The following is a 16,956-nucleotide window of genomic DNA, read 5'->3' as shown; positions in this document are numbered from 1 at the left end:
CAATCAGGCTATAGTCACAGGTCAAGATCCAAATGGAGATGATGTAGTTGATGTTTCTGATGATCCTACCAATACAACTGATGATGATACCGATGGAGATGGAGATCCAGAAGATGAAACCGTTACAGAAATAACCTCAGATGAATCAGTAACTGTTTATACGGGAATTACTCCAAATGGTGATGGGATAAATGACTCTTTGATCATTAGAGGGATCGAGAATCTAGAAAATACCTTAGAGATTTACAACAGATGGGGAGTTATTGTTTTTAGTTCTAGAAATTATGGAAGTAATGATAATTTATTTAGAGGTTTTTCTAATGGTAGAGCCACTATACAAGAAGATAAGCAGCTTCCGGTAGGTACCTATTATTATTTCTTGGAATATACACTAGAAACAGGAGAAAAGAAAAATAAAACAGGTTTCCTGTACATAAATAGATAAATAATTGATCCGAACACAAATCGTCGATAATCAGGGCTCTTATGATCATTCTTTAAAAATTTAAATAAATGAGAAAAATATTTATATTATTCCTATCCTTTCTTTTGTGGTTTGGTTTTTTTAATAATATCCAAGCACAGCAAGATGCGCAATATACCCAGTATATGTATAATACGATAAGTGTAAATCCAGCATATGCAGGTAGCCGAGGTGTTATGAGTATTATGGGCTTGCATCGTAGTCAATGGGTTGGATTGGATGGAGCCCCAAGAACACAAACCTTAACACTAAACACTCCAATAGGAGATAATAATAGAGTTGGGTTAGGGTTCTCTATCGTAAATGATGAAATTGGACCTACAGATGAAACTTACTTCGATATAGATTTCTCCTATACGATCCCTACTTCGGATACAGGAAAGTTAAGCTTCGGATTAAAAGCGGGAGGACATCTCCTTAATGTAGATTTCCAAAGATTATCACAGTTTGATATAAACGACCCGAATTTTGAAAATAATATTGATAATAAATTTAGTCCTAATGTGGGTGTTGGAATCTACTATCATACAGATAAGTTTTATGCTGGATTGAGTGCTCCTAATTTATTAGAGACAAATCATTTCGATGAAGATGCTACAGTAAATAGTAATGATTCATCAACATTTATTGCAGAAGAACGTATTAACTATTATTTGATAACAGGATATGTTTTTGAGCTAAATGATAATCTAAAGTTTAAACCAGCATTATTATCCAAATTAGTATTTGGAGCTCCTTTACAGGTAGATCTATCTGCTAATTTCCTGTTGTATGATAAATTAACATTAGGAGCAGCTTACAGATGGAGTGCAGCTTTTAGTGCCATGGCAGGTTTCCAGATTTCAGATTCTTTAATGATTGGATTTGCATATGATAGAGAAACTACCGAATTAGGAAGAACACAATTTAATGATGGTAGTTATGAAGTAATGCTACGTTTTGAATTGTTTAGAAAATATAATAGAATGCTAACTCCTAGATTCTTTTAACCAATAAGATTGTTATGAAAGTTATAAAAACCCTTATAAGTCTATCTTTATGTGTTATTGTATTTGGAGGAATAGAAGCACAGGAAAAAAGACTGGCAAGAGCAGATGAGACTTTTGCTAAATATGCCTTCGTAGATGCTAGAAAAATATATTTAGATGTAGCCGAAAAAGGATACACTTCTTCGGATTTGTATAAGAAAATTGGCGATTCATATTATTTCAATGGCGAATTAGAAAAGTCCATTGATTGGTATGAAAAACTAATGAATGAGTATTCAGATGATATGGATGTGGAATATTTATTCAGATATTCACAAAGCCTCAAAAGCATAAAGCGTTATGATGATGCCGATGCTATCATGGAAATTTTCTACAAGAAAACAAATACCGATAAAAGAGCAGTCTATTTTGTAAGTACAAGAGACTATTTGCGGTTTATCGAAATGCAATCTGGAAAATTCACACTCAAAAAAATCGATATTAATTCAAGCGCCTCAGATTATGCTCCAAGTTTTGATAATAGAGGAAATCTAGTGTTTGCATCTTCTAGAAGTCCATATAGCTCCATGTCTAGAATAATTCACGAATGGAACGAAATGCCGTTTTTAGATCTTTTTATTTCAGAAGTTGTAGAACCTGATAACGAATTAACTCAACCCAAAAAAATAAAAGGTAAAATAAATACTAAGTTTCATGAATCTTCTACTTCTTTTAGTCCAGATGGACAAACAGTATATTTTACGAGAAATAATTATACGAAAAGAAAAATAGGTTCTGATACAACAGGAACAGTGTTGTTAAAGTTATATAGAGCAACCTTAGAGGGTGACAAGTGGAAGAATATAGAGGAATTACCATTTAATGGTGAGGAGTATTCTGTAGCGCATCCAGCTCTTACTAAAGATGGGAAACAACTATACTTTGCCAGTGATATGCCTGGTGCCAAAGGAATGTCAGATCTATATAAAGTAGATGTGTTACTCGATGGAACCTTTGGTACTCCAATCAATCTCGGAGATAAAATAAATACCGAAGGAAGAGAAACTTTCCCTTATATAAGTGATACAGGAAGACTATATTTTGCAAGCGACGGGCATGTAGGATTAGGAGGTTTAGACATTTTTGTAACAGTTCCAGAAGAAGAAGGTTTTTCAATTCCTTATAATATAGGAAGACCAGTAAATAGTCCAGATGATGACTTTAGTTTTGTATTAAATGAAATGACTAAAATAGGTTTCTTTGCAAGCAATAGAGAAGGAGGAAAAGGAAATGATGATATCTATAGTTTTAAGCAAATAGAAGAGTTAATCACCAGTTGTAGACAATATGTATCGGGTGTAGTTACAGATGCCGAATCTGGAGTGATTTTGTCAGAAGCCGATGTACTTTTACTAGATGAAGATGGAAATGAAATATCCAGAGTAGCAAGTGATGCTAAAGGGATATATAATTTTGAGTTAGAGTGTGAAAAATCATATATTATTAGGGCGCTTAAAAACAGCTACAACCCATCAGAAAAACTTCTGGTAACCAACACAGCATTAGAGTATACCCATGATGTACCTCTGCAATTGTCTAAAGGAGGATTACAAGAACAAGAAGTGAAACCTGGAGATGATTTAGCTAAAATATTAGACCTACAAATAATTTATTTTGACCTAGATAAGTCTTTCATTCGACCAGATGCGGAGATAGAACTTCAGAAGATTATTGCGACCATGAAACAATACCCAGAGATAAAAATAGATGTTAGATCACATACAGATAGTCGAGCTCCAGATAGTTATAACATGGCATTAAGTGATCGCCGTGCAAAAAGTACTATAAAATATATCGTAGAAAAAGGAGGGATTGATAAATCCAGACTCACTGGACGTGGATATGGAGAATCAGCGTTGGTAAATAGATGTGATAATAATGCGCAATGTAGTGAAGCTGAACATCAGAAAAATAGAAGAAGTGAGTTTATTTTACAAAAATAAAATTAAGAAAAATCAAAACATGTAGTAGCTAAAAACATCAAAACGAATTGAAAATTTAGTGATTTGTTAATAGGAGCTAATGTAATTTCTAAAAAGAATTGTTTTTTTATTTTTATATGACGATGGGAATAAAAACGTTAAGCAAAATTTTCGTACAAGACTTTTCTGATCTTATATTAGTATAGACCTCTCTATGCGGATGGGTAACGTAAGAGAGGTCTTCCTTATGAAGAAAATAGTTTGATGATCTTTAAGACCATTTTCATTTATAAATTACCAATGTTTTATATTTTAGCACTCTTATGGTAGATATTCAACTATTAGAGTACTTAGAATCTTTTCTTACTCCACGACGTCAGAATCTTAACAAAAATATAATTGCACAAAGAACAAACTATTTTTCTGTAGCTGTAGAAGATGTATATCAGTTACATAATACAAGTGCTGTAATAAGAAGTTGCGATGTTTTTGGAATTCAGAATGTGCATGTGATCGAAGAGATAAATGCTAAGCGTATTGATAGAGAAATTGCAATGGGCGCGCAAAAATGGGTAGATATCAATAGGTATACCACCACTCGAGAATGTATTAATACCCTAAAAAGTAAAGGATATCAAATTGTGGCAACAACTCCGCATGATAGCTCTGTTGAGTTAAAAGACTTTGATATTAGCAAGCCATCAGTATTTTTCTTTGGTCAAGAACAAGAAGGTCTTAGTGATATGGTACTAAATGAATCAGATGTTAAATTACATATTCCTATGGTAGGTTTTACCGAAAGTCTTAATATTTCAGTTTCTGCGGCGATAATTTTACAGCATGTAACTTCATTATTAAGAAATTCAGATATTCCTTGGCGATTATCTGAAACAGAAAAGATGGAAAAAAGAATGGATTGGGCCAAAAAAGTGATAAAAAGTCACGAAAAAATTATTGCTAGATACAAAGAAGAACATAAATAACAAATACTAATTGATTGATTACGAATAATTAAAAATAGTATTCAAATTCTATGATTTTGCTGTTTTTTCATGTCGTAGTTTATGAGTAAAAAAAGGTTTACACGTAAAAGGTTAATGTGCTTAAATCAAACGATTTAAAATTTAATTCCCTATATTTGAGTAACTTAATACTGTTAAGTACCCATAAAACATCTTTGTCATGAGCAAAAAAAAGTCTCCTACCAGCAAAATGAAAGCACTTATAAAACAAGTGAAAACAGGTTTTAAATCTAATAAAACAACCATCAATTATACATCCGAAGTTGTTCACGATATTTTTCATAAAGGAACAACTACTTCGTAACTAACTAATCCATTTTCCAGGTATTTTTTTAATGTAACAATTTTGAAATACCTGGAATTACATTAAACTTTGTCAAAAATTATTTTTTAACTAGGAATATATTTTCAGTAAAATAATTATTGAAATCGTAATTTTCTTTTACCAAGATATTTCTGGAAAACGATTGGTATCTATAATCATTTACTCTTATTTCCCAGTTTCCTTTAGGTAATTGAAGTCCATATAATCCATTTTCGGACACTGCGGTAAATCGTCTGATACCATTTTTTAATACTTCAATAGTAATTGGACTGGTTATTTTTTGTAAAGTTGTTTTATCCATAACCTGCCCTTTTACATTATAAAAACTTTGTAACACTGGTTCCTTTTTAGAGGTTTTTGTGCCATTCCATGAATACCAATAAGAAGAGTTATTCCATATCCATTCACCAGAAAAAGAGTTATTAAAATTAGGGTTATTCATTTCAAAACGGATAATACCATTTTTATTCATTCGATAGTTCTCAAAGGTACCTTCAAAATATTCCTTCCCATTGATATAATGTCTATATCCATAGATGACACCAATATCACTGTAATCTCCGTAGATAAGCTGACCTTTTTCAACAAGTCTTAATTCGCCATAGGTAGAATTCCAAGTTCCAGTCCATTTGATATTGGAATAGGTATTGCTTTTTTCTAATACTTCTGTTTCGTTTATAAAGATTTCATCATCTTCTTTAGAACAGTTAGAAAAAGAAAAGATGATTAAAAATAAGCTTAGTAATTTTAAGAGTTTCATGCCTTTAGTATTTATTTGAATTACAATACTTAGTATTCAATATGTCAAAAGGTTAACATGTATAGATGAGTTACTATATTTTTTTTCTTTTTCCTCGATCGTATCGATAGATGTCATCAAAAGCATATCCACGGCCATCAATGACTTCAAATCTAAAATTGTTAAGACTTTTTGTTTTAATTATCTTAGCCATAAATGGAGTGCTTATAAAATAGGCTTGCTTACTATCTTTTGCATAAAAGTCTATATCGCATTCCTGATAATATTCCTTATTGGGAAAAATGCAAGCATCTAAAAATTGAAAAGTTTTCGGATCTGCGCCTTCAATAATTTGATCTTTGTAGAAAACATGATTCTTATCTTTTGCAATATTTAAAACAGCCTCATGTACCAATTCAAAACTTTTTGCATCACATTCTAAAGGGCTCGTATTCCCAAAATATATAATATCATTCGCCATTAAATACACAGCATTAATGGGTTTTGTATTTTTTATCTTATAGGGTAATTTTTGATCAAATACATAATCATTAGCTCCATCAGTAGCATATCCTTTGGAGATATCAATTATTTTAAGATCTTTTGGAGTAATGCCTTCGATAATAGAAAAAGAACACATATAACTGTCTACATACACGTTGTTTTTATCAGCGAAATATATGGTTTCTTTATATTCTCCACCTGCACTATAAGGACTTTTTTCTGCATGTCTTTCTACAATATGAAAGGTCTCAAAGTCTATTTCTTTATAGTATTTTTTAAAACATTCTGTATTGTAATAATAAATCTGTTTTTTGTCTTTTGAATACCCATATCCTAGCTTTTTCCAATCGGTTTGGTAATCAATACCCCGAAAAATTTTAAACTCTTTATCCGATTGATCTCGAACTATCTGATGATCCCAAAAAATATCTAAAACAATGTAGTCACTCATGTAGTCAGGTATAAAGTGTAAATAAGAGTAATTCTTTAAAGGTTATGTTATAAATTTAAGAAATGTGAAGACAAATATTTATTGCTTATTAAAATTACTATTCATTTGTTTTTAATTTTTTTCAATCGTCTTACATCCCAAATTCCAATGCACACAACTAACAGGCATATGAATCCATATATAATTTTAATACCCATAAAACCAATATGTTCATACAGCCAAAATAGAGCGTTGTTGGAGATAAATCCATCTTCGTATTGCAATAATTCTAGATATATAAACCCTCCTATGATGAATAAAGATATCAGTATAAATATACTTGTTTTAAAGCCTTTATAAATACTTTTGGAATGCTTACCTTCATACATATGGTGTTGTATAAAGTTATGATCATTTTTTCTTTTAAACATGATTTACTCTTTTTGAAATGACCATATGTAAGCATAATTAAGTCCCATGCCTTTTTCTTGATGATATTCAGAAACACGTTCTTTGGTTCGAAATTCATCTTTCTTTATTTTGTATATTTTACCTTTATATCCAGAAGTCGGTGGCATAGCGCCATTTATTTGATCTAAAGGTACTTTTTCGGTGTGCATTTGAATAATGATGGTGTCACCAGTTACAATTCTGATAACAGCCCAACTATTACCCAAATCATTAAATTGTGATAAGCTCTCTCTTACTTGATGTTGTATGAGTAATTTATTATTTATAGTTGGATTTTCTAAAATCGCTCTTTTATCATCTGCAGTAGCTTTGGCACTAAAAAGTGCGTATCCTATACCAAAAGCTACTAATGCTAAAAAAGCAAGTAATATTTTAAAAATAATACTATACTTTTTTCCTGGTGTTTCGATTTGGCTTTCGGCCTTTAATTTTTCAAAAACAGTTTCTATTTCTGGGGTCCATTGCACATTAGGAATTTCAGTCTTACAATTTGTACAGTACGCAGTGCCACTTAGTTTATTGGTGGTATTATAGACAAGACCTGTATCAATATGTTTTTGATAAATTATAATTTCTATGCTATCCTTTGTATTACAAATTGGGCAAATTACATCTTTGGCAATACCTTTATGAATTGGTACGTAAGTAGTTTTTACGTTAAGTATAATCATGTTTGCATTTTTTGAATGTATCTCTTATTATCTGTAAGATTGAAGAGCTCTTTAGTTATTTAGATAAACAAGAAATGTGAAGACCTCTAATAATTCAATATTTATATATCCACTAAAATAATGTTCCGATAAAAATTAATAGTGCCAAATTATAATTTGAAACCTATAATCGTGTTTTGTAAAAGGATCATAAGTGCAATTGTTTTATAATCAGAAATGTAATGGATTTGTTTTGCTGCTCATTCAGATTGTTTTTTTTATTTAGAATAACTAACTTTTATCCGGGAACTATATATAAGTTTACACTAAAAAGAAAAGTTTAATCTCGCACATTAAAAAGTGCTTTTAAAAAATAAGTAAGTTATCTATTCCACGATTAAGTGTCGCTAATTCGACAAAACAGAGCGTGAGCTATTGCCGATAATAATCAAAATAGGTTCTTACTTTTCAAATAACGTGGTGCATTGTTAATGTTATCCCTTTGGATTAACCCTAACTAAACAGCCAAAACTGATGCATTTACAGATACAAATATAACTTTAACTACATATTTTAGCGAAGATTTAACTACTTAAAATGTAACATATACAGTATATAGACGTACTAATATATGAACTTTATTAAGTTAGCGAGGGGAATTTTAATTTGAATTATAATATATTTTATAATATATTTGATTAATAACTAAACTTAATGAGTGACCCCAAAGTCTAACATTAATCCTTAATAAAACACTATTATGAAAATTACAGGAACAATAATAAAAAATGAAAAGAGTGGAAATTTCATAGCTTTTATAAATGAGTATCCAGGTGTTTTAGCACAAGGTAAATCTGAGGAAGAAACAAAAGGTAAATTAGAAAAAGCTTTTGATAATTTTATTGATTTCTCTAAGAAAAGAGACATTCAATACTCAGAGCCTAATACTATTTAATTTATGATAGAATATGAAGTAATTATCAATCACTTGGTTAATAATGCTTGTGTTGCAATGGAAGAAGGAGATTATGAGGAAGGAACATTTTACCAAAATTTAAACAATTTTGAAGTTTGCCATGTGCCAAAAGAAGACGAACTAGACGAAATTGCTTGTTGCGATATATTTTTTGAATTGCAAATTGATCCAATTGAAGGATTAGAAGAAGAATTCGAAAGGTTTGTCGAATTTAGAAGATCATTAACAGTCCCTAGAAATTAATTTCTAGGGTTTTTTATTTATGATCCTTGGGATTCCAGTTTAATCCTTTTTTAAGATTTTGATTAAATTTTGATAATTCGTTTTCCTTTTTTATATCCTCTTTATTAGGTAACTCTCCTGTAGTCTTTATTTTATTGACTACTTTATCAAAGTCTGATATAAATTCTTTATCCTGAACAATTCTGAATCTATCGTATTCTTTTTCGGCTTTTCTTTTTGCAATTTTTGCAGATATTTTTCCAGAGTCTTTCAAAACACCGTACTCATTGAAATCTAAAAAAGCATCAAGTCTTTTAACCCAATCAACCATTTTCATAGTTTTATTTCTTTCAGCCATATTTTCTGCAAAATCCAAATACATTCCTACAACTCTATTCAATTCCCCAACTTCTTTTTGAGAAAGATAGTTTTTGGCTACTGAAACATCAGATTTAAGAATTTTACCTTGCGTTTTAGAGTTTTTCCAAGTAGTTAAACCCATATTTGGCTTTGATGAATCTGCTCTTTTTGAAATTAATTCAGCTGCTGTATGATTATGTATAGCCCAGTGTAATTTATTTTGAACTGTAGCATAAAAATCTTTAGTCACCTGTGAATTAGGATCATAATCCACAGCAGTAGCGTATAGGTCAGTGATTTTTTGATAAAACCTCCTTTCAGAAGCTCGTATCTCCCTAATACGCTCTAATAGCTCATCAAAATAATCTTTGTCAAATAAAGTTTTTCCTTGTTTTAATCTATCATCATCTAAGGCAAAACCTTTAATTAAATATTCCTTTAAGATTGAGGTTGCCCAAATTCTAAATGTAGTAGCTTTTGGAGAATTCACCCTATATCCTACTGATATAATAGCATCTAAGTTGTAAAACTCTATTGATCTTTGTACGTTTCTAGATCCTTCTTTTCGAACTGTCAAGATATCCTTTACAGTTGCAAATTTATTTAATTCACCTTCGTTATATATATTATTAAGGTGTTGGCTTATGTTTTGTTTAGTAGTGTCAAATATGTCTGCCATACTGTTTTGTGTTACCCAAACCGTATCATCATCTAGTATAACCTGTATATTAACATTACCATCATCAGTTGAATAGAAAAGAAAATTCTTTTGTTCTTCTAAATTACCCATTAATCAATTCTTTGTATGTTATTCTATTCTCAATATTAGACAAAAGTAAATTAAATCTTTCGTTCTCGCTTCCTTTTCTAGTGTTATATCTAAACACAAATTCATCTACATACATCTGTAAATGCTTTTTAGATGTAAAATGATATATTCCAAAAATACCACGTTTTAAAAGCGACCAAAATCCCTCTATAGTGTTAGTATGAATTCTGCCTTTTACATATTCGTTTTTGTGGTGCTTTACAACACTATGATCATAAACTCTTCTCATTTTTCTATAAGACAAATAGTCGTCTGTATAAAGTTTAGCACCTTCCTTAACGTTTTTAATTATTTCTTTAGACAAAGTTTCATACGTGGTGTTATCAACCTTTTTAGCTCTCAATTGACCATTACGTTCTACCATTCCTAATACAGGTGTTTTATCTCTTGTAGTTCCTTTAACCTTTTTATTGGCGTGTCTGTTTTTGTTTTTACCACCTACATAAGTTTCATCTGCTTCAATCTCATTGTCTAACTGCTCATCATTATCGATTCCGAAACATTGTCTTATGCGTTGTAACATAAACCAAGCAGATTTTTGCGTAATTTTTAAGTCTCTACCTAATTGTAATGAAGAAATACCCTTTTTATGAGAAGTAACTAACCAGATAGCAAGAAACCATTTTTGTAATTCCATTTTAGTGTTATCAAAAATAGTATTAGTCTTAACATTGAAATACTTTCCTGTATTCTTGCACTTATATTTATTACCCTTACAATTATATACTTTAGATGTCGGGTCAAACGGACTCACCACATTACCATTCCATCTAATTTCTTCTAAATGATCTATGCAAGTTTGCTCATCTGGAAAAGATTGTAATAGTTCTAATATCGAATTAAAATCCTTGTTAATCATAGTGTTACTTTTATTACACTACAAATATAGAGCTTAATTACACTAAAACCTAATTAATTTAGTGTAAACTAGTATATAATTACCTTTTATCCTAAATAAAAACACAAATTATGGTTACTTGGTTTGAAATTCCGGTTACAGATATGAATCGAGCAAAAGCTTTTTATGAAAAAGTTTTCGATATAGAAATTCACCTTGTTGAAATGGATGGTGTTAAAATGGGTTGGTTTCCCAACAAAAATCAGGTAGGTACTGCTACAGGAACTTTAATTCTTTTAGAAGAGGATTATAAGCCTTCTGCTGATGGAGTAGTAGTATATTTTTCTTCAGAAGATGTAGCTAATGAGATTGCTAGAGTGAATGTCTCAGGAGGAAAAGTACTTATAGATAAAAAAATGATATCAAAAGAAAACGGATTTTTTGCCCAATTTATAGATTCTGAAGGAAATCGTATTGCGCTACATTCTCAGAAGTAATACTAATAAGGATTATTATTTCCTATCCAGAACTTTATATTCCTCGTAGCAATCGCTAATAGCATCAAGTATTTGAAGATCGTTGGCAAATTTTATGAAGTCTGCCGAGTAATTACAGTTGCGTAAAATTTCATCAATGTCTAAACGCTCTACTTGCAATAACGCCATAAGAGTAGCACGATCAAATTTAGACTCTAACAGATTTCTGATCTCATCATCTTTCTTCATCTTTCTAAGTTTCCGAAGTTCATTTGATCGTTTACTAAAAATATTATAAAGAAAATCTGCAGGATTAAAAATAGCACCCAGAACCTTATTCACGGCTCCTGGCTGTTTACTTCCTCCTTCATAACCAGAATTTAATCCCGAAATACTGTATCTATAATTATTGTAAACCGGGATTTTTTTAGCATCAATCTCTAAATAACCAGTTAACTGAACATCCGCTACTACAACTTCTTCTAGAGCTATTCCAAGTTCTGTCATTTTAATTTTAACATCCCCAAACTTTTTCCAGTCATTCGTTACTCTAACTCTAAGCGCTTTGTATCCTATGTAGGTAAAATATAAGGTGTCATTAACTTTTGCTTTAATCTCAAAATTTCCTTCTTTGTCAGAGATAGTACCTATTACCTGACTTAAATTTACCACGTGAACATTTTGTAATTTAATATCCGTAGAGGCATTAAGAACTTGTCCGGATACAGTTTCAGGATCAGTTTCCTGAGCATATATTCCAATACTTACAACAAGCGTTATGTAGAATAAAATTTTTTTCAAAAGCTCCCTTTTTTAATAATTAATGATCAACTCTATCTAATATGACGGCTGTTCTATACGAACATAACATAAAAATCGGACCAAAAATCATATAGTTTAGTTAATTCATAAAAAAATTACCTTCGATCACTACGTTTTCTTCGATCTCTTCTTCCGTTATTATTTCCTTTATCACTACTTTTTTGGTCACGTCGATTTCTTCCTTTTGGTTTAAAACCTTCGCTTCTTCTTTTTCCTTTAAAACCTCCTCCGTTGTTATCTCTTCGTCGCTTTCCTCTATTTCTACCAGAGTCTTTAGAGATCTCTACGTTCACTTTTCTACCTTCCATTCTAAAATCTTCAAAAACAGCAAGAATCATATCTTGATGCTCAGACTCAGTATTGAAAAATGAAAAACTTTCTTTTACATCTACACGACTTACACCATCTCTTCCTAATCCTAAAGTTTCTTTTAGAAAATCTTTTAAAGTCATCCAATCGAAACCATCTTTTTCTCCTACATTAATAAAGTAACGTGTACTACCATCTCTGTCTCTAGAACTGTCTCCACTATCTCTGGATACATTTAGATCCTTTGCCTTTTTGTAATAATTATGGAAGCGAGAGAATTCTACAGAGAAGAATTTTTTTACCAATTCTTCTTTCGAAAAATCTTCTAGTACTTCATTTATTGATGGCAAGTAGCTATCAATTTCGTGATTTATTTCTGATTTTGCAATATCGTTGGCAAGATGAAATAACTGTACTTGGCAAATTTCTTCTCCACTAGGTATTTCTTTTTCCTCAAACTTCTTTTTGATGATGCGTTCTACAGACTTAATTTTCCTAAGTTCACTTTTTGAAACGATTACCATAGAAACACCACTTTTTCCAGCACGACCTGTTCTTCCACTTCTATGTGTATAGGTTTCTATTTCATCTGGTAATTGATAATTAATTACATGGGTAACATCATCAACATCAATTCCACGAGCAGCAACATCCGTTGCAACTAACATTTGTATCTGGCGGTTACGAAAACTTTTCATTACCAAATCTCGTTGATTTTGGCTTAAATCACCATGCAGCGCAGCAGCATTGTATCCATCTGTGATAAGATTTTCTGCTACTTTTTGAGTGTCTCTTTTGGTTCTACAAAAGATCACTGAAAAAATATCAGGATTTGCATCTGCTAATCTTTTTAAAGCAGCATAACGATCTCTGGAATTTACAACGTAATACTCATGAGATACATTTTTAGAACCTGTATTTTTATGTCCAACCGTTATTTCTTTTGGGTCATTCATAAAACGTTTGGCTATAGTAGCTACCTCTTTAGGCATGGTAGCAGAAAATAACCAAGTATTTTTGTCTTCTGGTGTATGCGCAAGAATGGAATTGATATCTTCATAAAATCCCATGTTTAACATTTCATCTGCCTCATCTAATACGCAATATCCAATATTAGAAATGTTAACCATTTTACGGTTAATCATATCTTGCATTCTTCCAGGAGTAGCAACAATTATTTGAGCACCACGCTTGATCTCCTTAGCTTGTTCCTGAATGCTGGCACCACCATAAATGGCAACGGTTCGTAGTCCGTTACAAAATTTAGCGTAGTTTTTTAACTCGTTTGTAATTTGTAAACAAAGTTCCCGAGTGGGAGATAGGATAAGTCCTTGTGTAATTCTACTGTTTACATCGATTTTTTCAATTAAAGGAAAACCAAAGGCAGCAGTTTTTCCTGTTCCTGTTTGCGCTAATGCGACAATATCAGTATCTTCACTAAGCAAAATAGGGATAGCCTTCTCCTGTACTTCACTAGGGGTCTCAAACCCCATTTCATTCACTGCTTTTATTATAGCTTCTCCGAGGCCTAATGCTTCAAATTTATTCATATATCTAAAATAAGCCGCAAAGGTACGGTTTATTATCTGTCTATAATAATAACGGAGTACTTATTCTGATGTGACAAAAAGAATGTTTTTGATCACCAAGCAGGAAATCATTTTTTTATTTAATGATCTCTATTTCAAAAAGTTTGTCCCAGTTTTTTCCTGTAACAAATAATTGCTTTGTATCTTTTTTGTAGGCAATACCATTTAATACATCTAAATTTTCATGCTGACTCACTTTTTCCCTTAATCCAGATAAATTAATAACAGCTTCTAGCGCTCCATTTTTAGGATTAATAATTGCAATACCATCTTTTTGCCAAGTATTCGCATAGATTTTCCCATCAATCCATTCCAATTCGTTAAACTTAGATTTAACCTTATTATGAGTAGTAACTTCGATATATGATTTTTCGGATAGGTCTTTTGGATCTAATACCCAGATTTTTTCGGTACCATCACTTTTGTATATATGAGTTCCATCATTACACAGTCCCCATCCTTCTTTACTTTTATTATAGGTAAACCCTCCTGTTTTATCTAAAGAGCTAAGATTATATATAAATCCTTCTTTAGATTGCCAAGTTAATTGATAGATGTTGTCCTTAATAATAGTGATACCTTCTGCAAAATATTTTTTGTCAATATCTTTCTTTATCAGTACTTCTCCAGTAGTATAATTTACTTTTCTCAAAGAAGAAAAGCCATTTTTACCAGTACTCTCATAAAGGGTATCTCCTACAAATTCTAATCCTTGGGTAAATGCTGTTTGATCATGAGGGTATTCTGCGATGATCTTATATTTGTATAGTTTCGGAGGTTTGTTATTATAAAAAGTTATTTTTTTATAAATATCTTCTTCCTTACCATCAAAATATACAATAGCTTTTAAAAGATGTTTTCCTAATCTTTCATCATCAATTTTTTCTACTAATAATGTTTTATCAGTAGTGGTGAGTTTGGTATCTTCAAAAAAGTAAGTTACGGAGTCAATTTCTATCTTTTTAGGATTAAGAATACTTGCTTTTACGGTTTCTCCAAGCTTAAATTTGGACTTATCACCATCAATTTTTATCGAAAATTGTTTTTTTTTCGCATCAGCATTACTTCCACATGCAAAGGTTAAAAAACATAATACTATGATGACGAATAGGTTACGGTTGTTCATGATATTGGAAATATTTAGAGCAAGATATTTATTTTAATTGGGTTTAAAAAATCATTGTTTTATATAGTAAAGATTGTATCTTTGCAGCGGCAAGTCCTACACAACCAGCTCCTGTTGAATCCTCCAGGGCGGGAACGCAGCAAAGGTATACGGTCGTAGCGGTGTGATGTAGGTAGCTTGCCTTTTTTTGTACGCAAAAGTTATCTTTTCTAAATGTTTTCGTTTATTTCGTTCTTCTAAATTCATAAATCGTAAATCCAGATGTATATTTGCCAATATGAATACAAATCAAAACGCTAAAGTTGTTTTAATAACAGGTGGCTCATCAGGAATTGGAAAATCCATAGGGCAATTTCTTTCGACTAGAGGATATGTGGTTTACGGAACCAGTAGAAACCCTTCTCGTTACAAAGATTTCAATGATTTTCGCTTATTACAATTAGATGTTGCTGATAAGAATAGTATTGCTAATGCAGTAAATACCATTCAAAAAGAACAAGAACGATTAGATGTTTTGATCAATAATGCAGGTGCAGGGGTTACAGGACCTATGGAAGAAATTCCAGAAGAAGAGATCATTAATAATTTTACTACCAATTATTTTGGGCCTCTAAATGTAGCCAAATCGGTATTACCTATAATGCGAAAACAAAATAGTGGTTTAATTATCAATATTACATCTATCGCTGGATATATGGGATTGCCGTTTAGGGGTGTGTATAGTGCTTCTAAAGCTGCTCTCGAGGTAACTACAGAGGCTTGGAGAATGGAGCTAAAAGCCTTTAATATCGAAATGACCAATATAGCTCCCGGTGATTTTGCAACTAATATTGCTGCAGGAAGATATCACGCACCTGTAGTTGAAGGTTCTCCATACGAAAAAACATATGGAGATTCTCTAAAGTTAATGGATGAACATGTAGATGAAGGAATGGATCCGAATGAAATGGCTAAAGCGGTATATCATATAATTAATACAGATAGACCTAAAGTGCATTATAAAGTAGGAGCGTTTATGCAAAAGTTTTCTATCGTTTTAAAAAGAGTTTTGCCAGATAAAGTATATGAGAAATTACTAATGAATCATTATAAATTGTAATTTTGCCCGATTCTAAAAGAGAATCATATAGAAAAAGAATTTCAACAAATAATCATAAATCTAAACACAACAATATGAAGTTTTTTATTGATACTGCTAACCTTGATCAGATTAAAGAAGCACAAGATCTTGGAGTACTGGATGGAGTAACTACAAACCCATCTTTAATGGCGAAAGAAGGTATCACAGGAAAGGATAATATTATAGAACATTATAAAAAAATATGTGATATAGTAACTGGAGACGTAAGTGCCGAGGTAATCTCTACCGATTTTGAAGGTATCGTAAAAGAAGGAGAGGAGTTAGCAAAACTTCATGACCAGATTATTGTAAAAGTACCTATGATCAAAGAAGGAGTAAAAGCGATAAAATACTTTAGTGATAAGGGTATTAAAACAAATTGTACATTAGTGTTTTCTGTAGGACAAGCTTTATTAGCAGCAAAAGCAGGAGCAACATATGTTTCTCCATTTATAGGAAGATTAGATGATATTTCTACAGATGGTCTTAACCTAATCGCAGAAATAAGAATGGTGTATGATAACTATAACTTCGATACTCAAATATTAGCAGCTTCTGTAAGACATACAATGCACGTAATTGATTGTGCAAAAATTGGAGCAGATGTAATGACAGGACCTCTTTCATCTATCGAAGGATTATTAAAACACCCTTTAACTGATATTGGTTTAGCAAAATTCTTAGCGGACTATAAAAAAGGAAACTAGATTTCTA

Annotated in this window: 19 protein-coding genes and 1 other RNA gene; 11 read left to right on the top strand and 9 right to left on the bottom strand. The window is 31.5% G+C overall.

Annotated elements, in window-relative coordinates:
* The 5 genes from ABD077_RS24505 to ABD077_RS24485 all read left to right on the top strand — a co-directional run.
* Positions 1 to 445 (top strand): T9SS type B sorting domain-containing protein (locus tag ABD077_RS24505; protein WP_343914840.1); only part of this gene is annotated, 445 nt, incomplete at its 5' end.
* Positions 446 to 513: 68 nt separating this feature from the next.
* A complete protein-coding gene (locus ABD077_RS24500; RefSeq protein WP_343914839.1) occupies positions 514 to 1,473 on the top strand; it encodes a PorP/SprF family type IX secretion system membrane protein in 960 nt (319 codons plus the stop codon).
* Positions 1,474 to 1,487: 14 nt separating this feature from the next.
* The gene (locus ABD077_RS24495; RefSeq protein ID WP_343914838.1) at positions 1,488 to 3,455 is read left to right on the top strand and encodes an OmpA family protein; all 1,968 of its coding nucleotides are present in this window, start codon (positions 1,488 to 1,490) and stop codon (positions 3,453 to 3,455) included.
* 302 nt (positions 3,456 to 3,757) lie between these two features.
* Positions 3,758 to 4,417 carry a TrmH family RNA methyltransferase gene (locus ABD077_RS24490; protein WP_343914837.1) on the top strand — a complete coding sequence of 220 codons (660 nt, stop codon included), beginning with the start codon at positions 3,758 to 3,760 and terminating at the stop codon, positions 4,415 to 4,417.
* 199 nt (positions 4,418 to 4,616) lie between these two features.
* Positions 4,617 to 4,760, top strand: a complete 144-nt coding sequence (locus ABD077_RS24485; RefSeq protein ID WP_299610343.1) for a hypothetical protein — start codon at positions 4,617 to 4,619, stop codon at positions 4,758 to 4,760.
* Positions 4,761 to 4,839: 79 nt separating this feature from the next.
* Here ABD077_RS24485 and ABD077_RS24480 read toward each other — a convergent pair whose 3' ends face one another.
* The 4 genes from ABD077_RS24480 to ABD077_RS24465 all read right to left on the bottom strand — a co-directional run bounded on the left by ABD077_RS24480 (position 4,840) and on the right by ABD077_RS24465 (position 7,596).
* The gene (locus ABD077_RS24480; RefSeq protein ID WP_343914836.1) at positions 4,840 to 5,541 is read right to left on the bottom strand and encodes a hypothetical protein; all 702 of its coding nucleotides are present in this window, start codon (positions 5,539 to 5,541) and stop codon (positions 4,840 to 4,842) included.
* Positions 5,542 to 5,614: 73 nt separating this feature from the next.
* Complete coding sequence (locus tag ABD077_RS24475; protein ID WP_343914835.1) at positions 5,615 to 6,475, bottom strand: DKNYY domain-containing protein; 861 nt, start codon at positions 6,473 to 6,475, stop codon at positions 5,615 to 5,617.
* 101 nt (positions 6,476 to 6,576) lie between these two features.
* Positions 6,577 to 6,885, bottom strand: a complete 309-nt coding sequence (locus ABD077_RS24470) for a hypothetical protein (protein ID WP_343914834.1) — start codon at positions 6,883 to 6,885, stop codon at positions 6,577 to 6,579.
* 3 nt (positions 6,886 to 6,888) lie between these two features.
* Positions 6,889 to 7,596 carry a hypothetical protein gene (locus ABD077_RS24465; RefSeq protein ID WP_343914833.1) on the bottom strand — a complete coding sequence of 236 codons (708 nt, stop codon included), beginning with the start codon at positions 7,594 to 7,596 and terminating at the stop codon, positions 6,889 to 6,891.
* A gap of 739 nt (positions 7,597 to 8,335) precedes the next feature.
* Between ABD077_RS24465 and ABD077_RS24460 the strand changes: the two genes are divergently transcribed.
* The gene (locus ABD077_RS24460) at positions 8,336 to 8,530 is read left to right on the top strand and encodes a type II toxin-antitoxin system HicB family antitoxin (protein ID WP_343914832.1); all 195 of its coding nucleotides are present in this window, start codon (positions 8,336 to 8,338) and stop codon (positions 8,528 to 8,530) included.
* A 3-nt stretch (positions 8,531 to 8,533) separates the two neighbouring features.
* Positions 8,534 to 8,794: a hypothetical protein gene (locus tag ABD077_RS24455; protein WP_343914831.1), complete on the top strand. Its 261-nt coding sequence runs from the start codon at positions 8,534 to 8,536 to the stop codon at positions 8,792 to 8,794.
* Between the two features lie 13 nt (positions 8,795 to 8,807).
* On the opposite strand, the gene ABD077_RS24450 is transcribed toward ABD077_RS24455, so the two are convergent.
* A complete protein-coding gene (locus ABD077_RS24450) occupies positions 8,808 to 9,923 on the bottom strand; it encodes a virulence RhuM family protein (protein WP_343914829.1) in 1,116 nt (371 codons plus the stop codon).
* Complete coding sequence (locus tag ABD077_RS24445) at positions 9,916 to 10,821, bottom strand: IS1595 family transposase (RefSeq protein ID WP_343914828.1); 906 nt, start codon at positions 10,819 to 10,821, stop codon at positions 9,916 to 9,918. The genes ABD077_RS24450 and ABD077_RS24445 overlap by 8 nt, the downstream gene beginning before the upstream one ends.
* 110 nt (positions 10,822 to 10,931) lie before the next feature.
* Here ABD077_RS24445 and ABD077_RS24440 point away from each other — a divergent pair, with 110 nt between their 5' ends.
* On the top strand, positions 10,932 to 11,297 hold the full coding sequence (locus tag ABD077_RS24440) for a VOC family protein (RefSeq protein ID WP_343914827.1): 366 nt from the start codon (positions 10,932 to 10,934) through the stop codon (positions 11,295 to 11,297).
* A gap of 15 nt (positions 11,298 to 11,312) precedes the next feature.
* Here the strand turns inward: ABD077_RS24440 and ABD077_RS24435 are convergent, their stop codons facing one another.
* From ABD077_RS24435 to ABD077_RS24425, 3 genes are all read right to left on the bottom strand, one after another.
* Entirely contained in the window at positions 11,313 to 12,077 is a 765-nt protein-coding gene (locus ABD077_RS24435) for a carboxypeptidase-like regulatory domain-containing protein (RefSeq protein ID WP_343914826.1), read from the bottom strand.
* A 116-nt stretch (positions 12,078 to 12,193) separates the two neighbouring features.
* A complete protein-coding gene (locus ABD077_RS24430) occupies positions 12,194 to 13,957 on the bottom strand; it encodes a DEAD/DEAH box helicase (protein ID WP_343914825.1) in 1,764 nt (587 codons plus the stop codon).
* Between the two features lie 115 nt (positions 13,958 to 14,072).
* A complete protein-coding gene (locus ABD077_RS24425) occupies positions 14,073 to 15,122 on the bottom strand; it encodes a glutaminyl-peptide cyclotransferase (RefSeq protein ID WP_343914824.1) in 1,050 nt (349 codons plus the stop codon).
* 87 nt (positions 15,123 to 15,209) lie between these two features.
* Between ABD077_RS24425 and ffs the strand changes: the two genes are divergently transcribed.
* The 3 genes from ffs to fsa all read left to right on the top strand — a co-directional run bounded on the left by ffs (position 15,210) and on the right by fsa (position 16,949).
* Positions 15,210 to 15,308: signal recognition particle sRNA small type (ffs, locus tag ABD077_RS24420), an RNA gene on the top strand.
* A gap of 91 nt (positions 15,309 to 15,399) precedes the next feature.
* Complete coding sequence (locus tag ABD077_RS24415) at positions 15,400 to 16,221, top strand: SDR family oxidoreductase (RefSeq protein ID WP_343914823.1); 822 nt, start codon at positions 15,400 to 15,402, stop codon at positions 16,219 to 16,221.
* A gap of 74 nt (positions 16,222 to 16,295) precedes the next feature.
* Positions 16,296 to 16,949: a fructose-6-phosphate aldolase gene (gene fsa / locus ABD077_RS24410; RefSeq protein WP_299610369.1), complete on the top strand. Its 654-nt coding sequence runs from the start codon at positions 16,296 to 16,298 to the stop codon at positions 16,947 to 16,949.
* Positions 16,950 to 16,956 lie beyond the last annotated feature (7 nt).

The organism is Aquimarina litoralis (assembly GCF_039523995.1).
Classification (GTDB): Bacteria; Bacteroidota; Bacteroidia; order Flavobacteriales; family Flavobacteriaceae; genus Aquimarina; species Aquimarina litoralis.
This window is presented reverse-complemented; position numbering and strand designations above follow the sequence as displayed.

Excerpts from the sequence above, each read along its gene's own strand:
- ABD077_RS24430 (WP_343914825.1), bottom strand. The coding sequence starts at position 13,957 with ATGAATAAATTTGAAGCATTAGGCCTCGGAGAAGCTATAATAAAAGCA.
- ABD077_RS24450 (WP_343914829.1), bottom strand. The coding sequence starts at position 9,923 with ATGGGTAATTTAGAAGAACAAAAGAATTTTCTTTTCTATTCAACTGAT.
- ABD077_RS24495 (WP_343914838.1), top strand. The coding sequence starts at position 1,488 with ATGAAAGTTATAAAAACCCTTATAAGTCTATCTTTATGTGTTATTGTA.
- ABD077_RS24480 (WP_343914836.1), bottom strand. The coding sequence starts at position 5,541 with ATGAAACTCTTAAAATTACTAAGCTTATTTTTAATCATCTTTTCTTTT.
- fsa (WP_299610369.1), top strand. The coding sequence starts at position 16,296 with ATGAAGTTTTTTATTGATACTGCTAACCTTGATCAGATTAAAGAAGCA.
- ABD077_RS24455 (WP_343914831.1), top strand. The coding sequence starts at position 8,534 with ATGATAGAATATGAAGTAATTATCAATCACTTGGTTAATAATGCTTGT.
- ABD077_RS24445 (WP_343914828.1), bottom strand. The coding sequence starts at position 10,821 with ATGATTAACAAGGATTTTAATTCGATATTAGAACTATTACAATCTTTT.
- ABD077_RS24490 (WP_343914837.1), top strand. The coding sequence starts at position 3,758 with ATGGTAGATATTCAACTATTAGAGTACTTAGAATCTTTTCTTACTCCA.
- ABD077_RS24475 (WP_343914835.1), bottom strand. The coding sequence starts at position 6,475 with ATGAGTGACTACATTGTTTTAGATATTTTTTGGGATCATCAGATAGTT.
- ABD077_RS24470 (WP_343914834.1), bottom strand. The coding sequence starts at position 6,885 with ATGTTTAAAAGAAAAAATGATCATAACTTTATACAACACCATATGTAT.
- ABD077_RS24500 (WP_343914839.1), top strand. The coding sequence starts at position 514 with ATGAGAAAAATATTTATATTATTCCTATCCTTTCTTTTGTGGTTTGGT.
- ABD077_RS24465 (WP_343914833.1), bottom strand. The coding sequence starts at position 7,596 with ATGATTATACTTAACGTAAAAACTACTTACGTACCAATTCATAAAGGT.
- ABD077_RS24440 (WP_343914827.1), top strand. The coding sequence starts at position 10,932 with ATGGTTACTTGGTTTGAAATTCCGGTTACAGATATGAATCGAGCAAAA.
- ABD077_RS24485 (WP_299610343.1), top strand. The coding sequence starts at position 4,617 with ATGAGCAAAAAAAAGTCTCCTACCAGCAAAATGAAAGCACTTATAAAA.
- ABD077_RS24425 (WP_343914824.1), bottom strand. The coding sequence starts at position 15,122 with ATGAACAACCGTAACCTATTCGTCATCATAGTATTATGTTTTTTAACC.
- ABD077_RS24415 (WP_343914823.1), top strand. The coding sequence starts at position 15,400 with ATGAATACAAATCAAAACGCTAAAGTTGTTTTAATAACAGGTGGCTCA.
- ABD077_RS24460 (WP_343914832.1), top strand. The coding sequence starts at position 8,336 with ATGAAAATTACAGGAACAATAATAAAAAATGAAAAGAGTGGAAATTTC.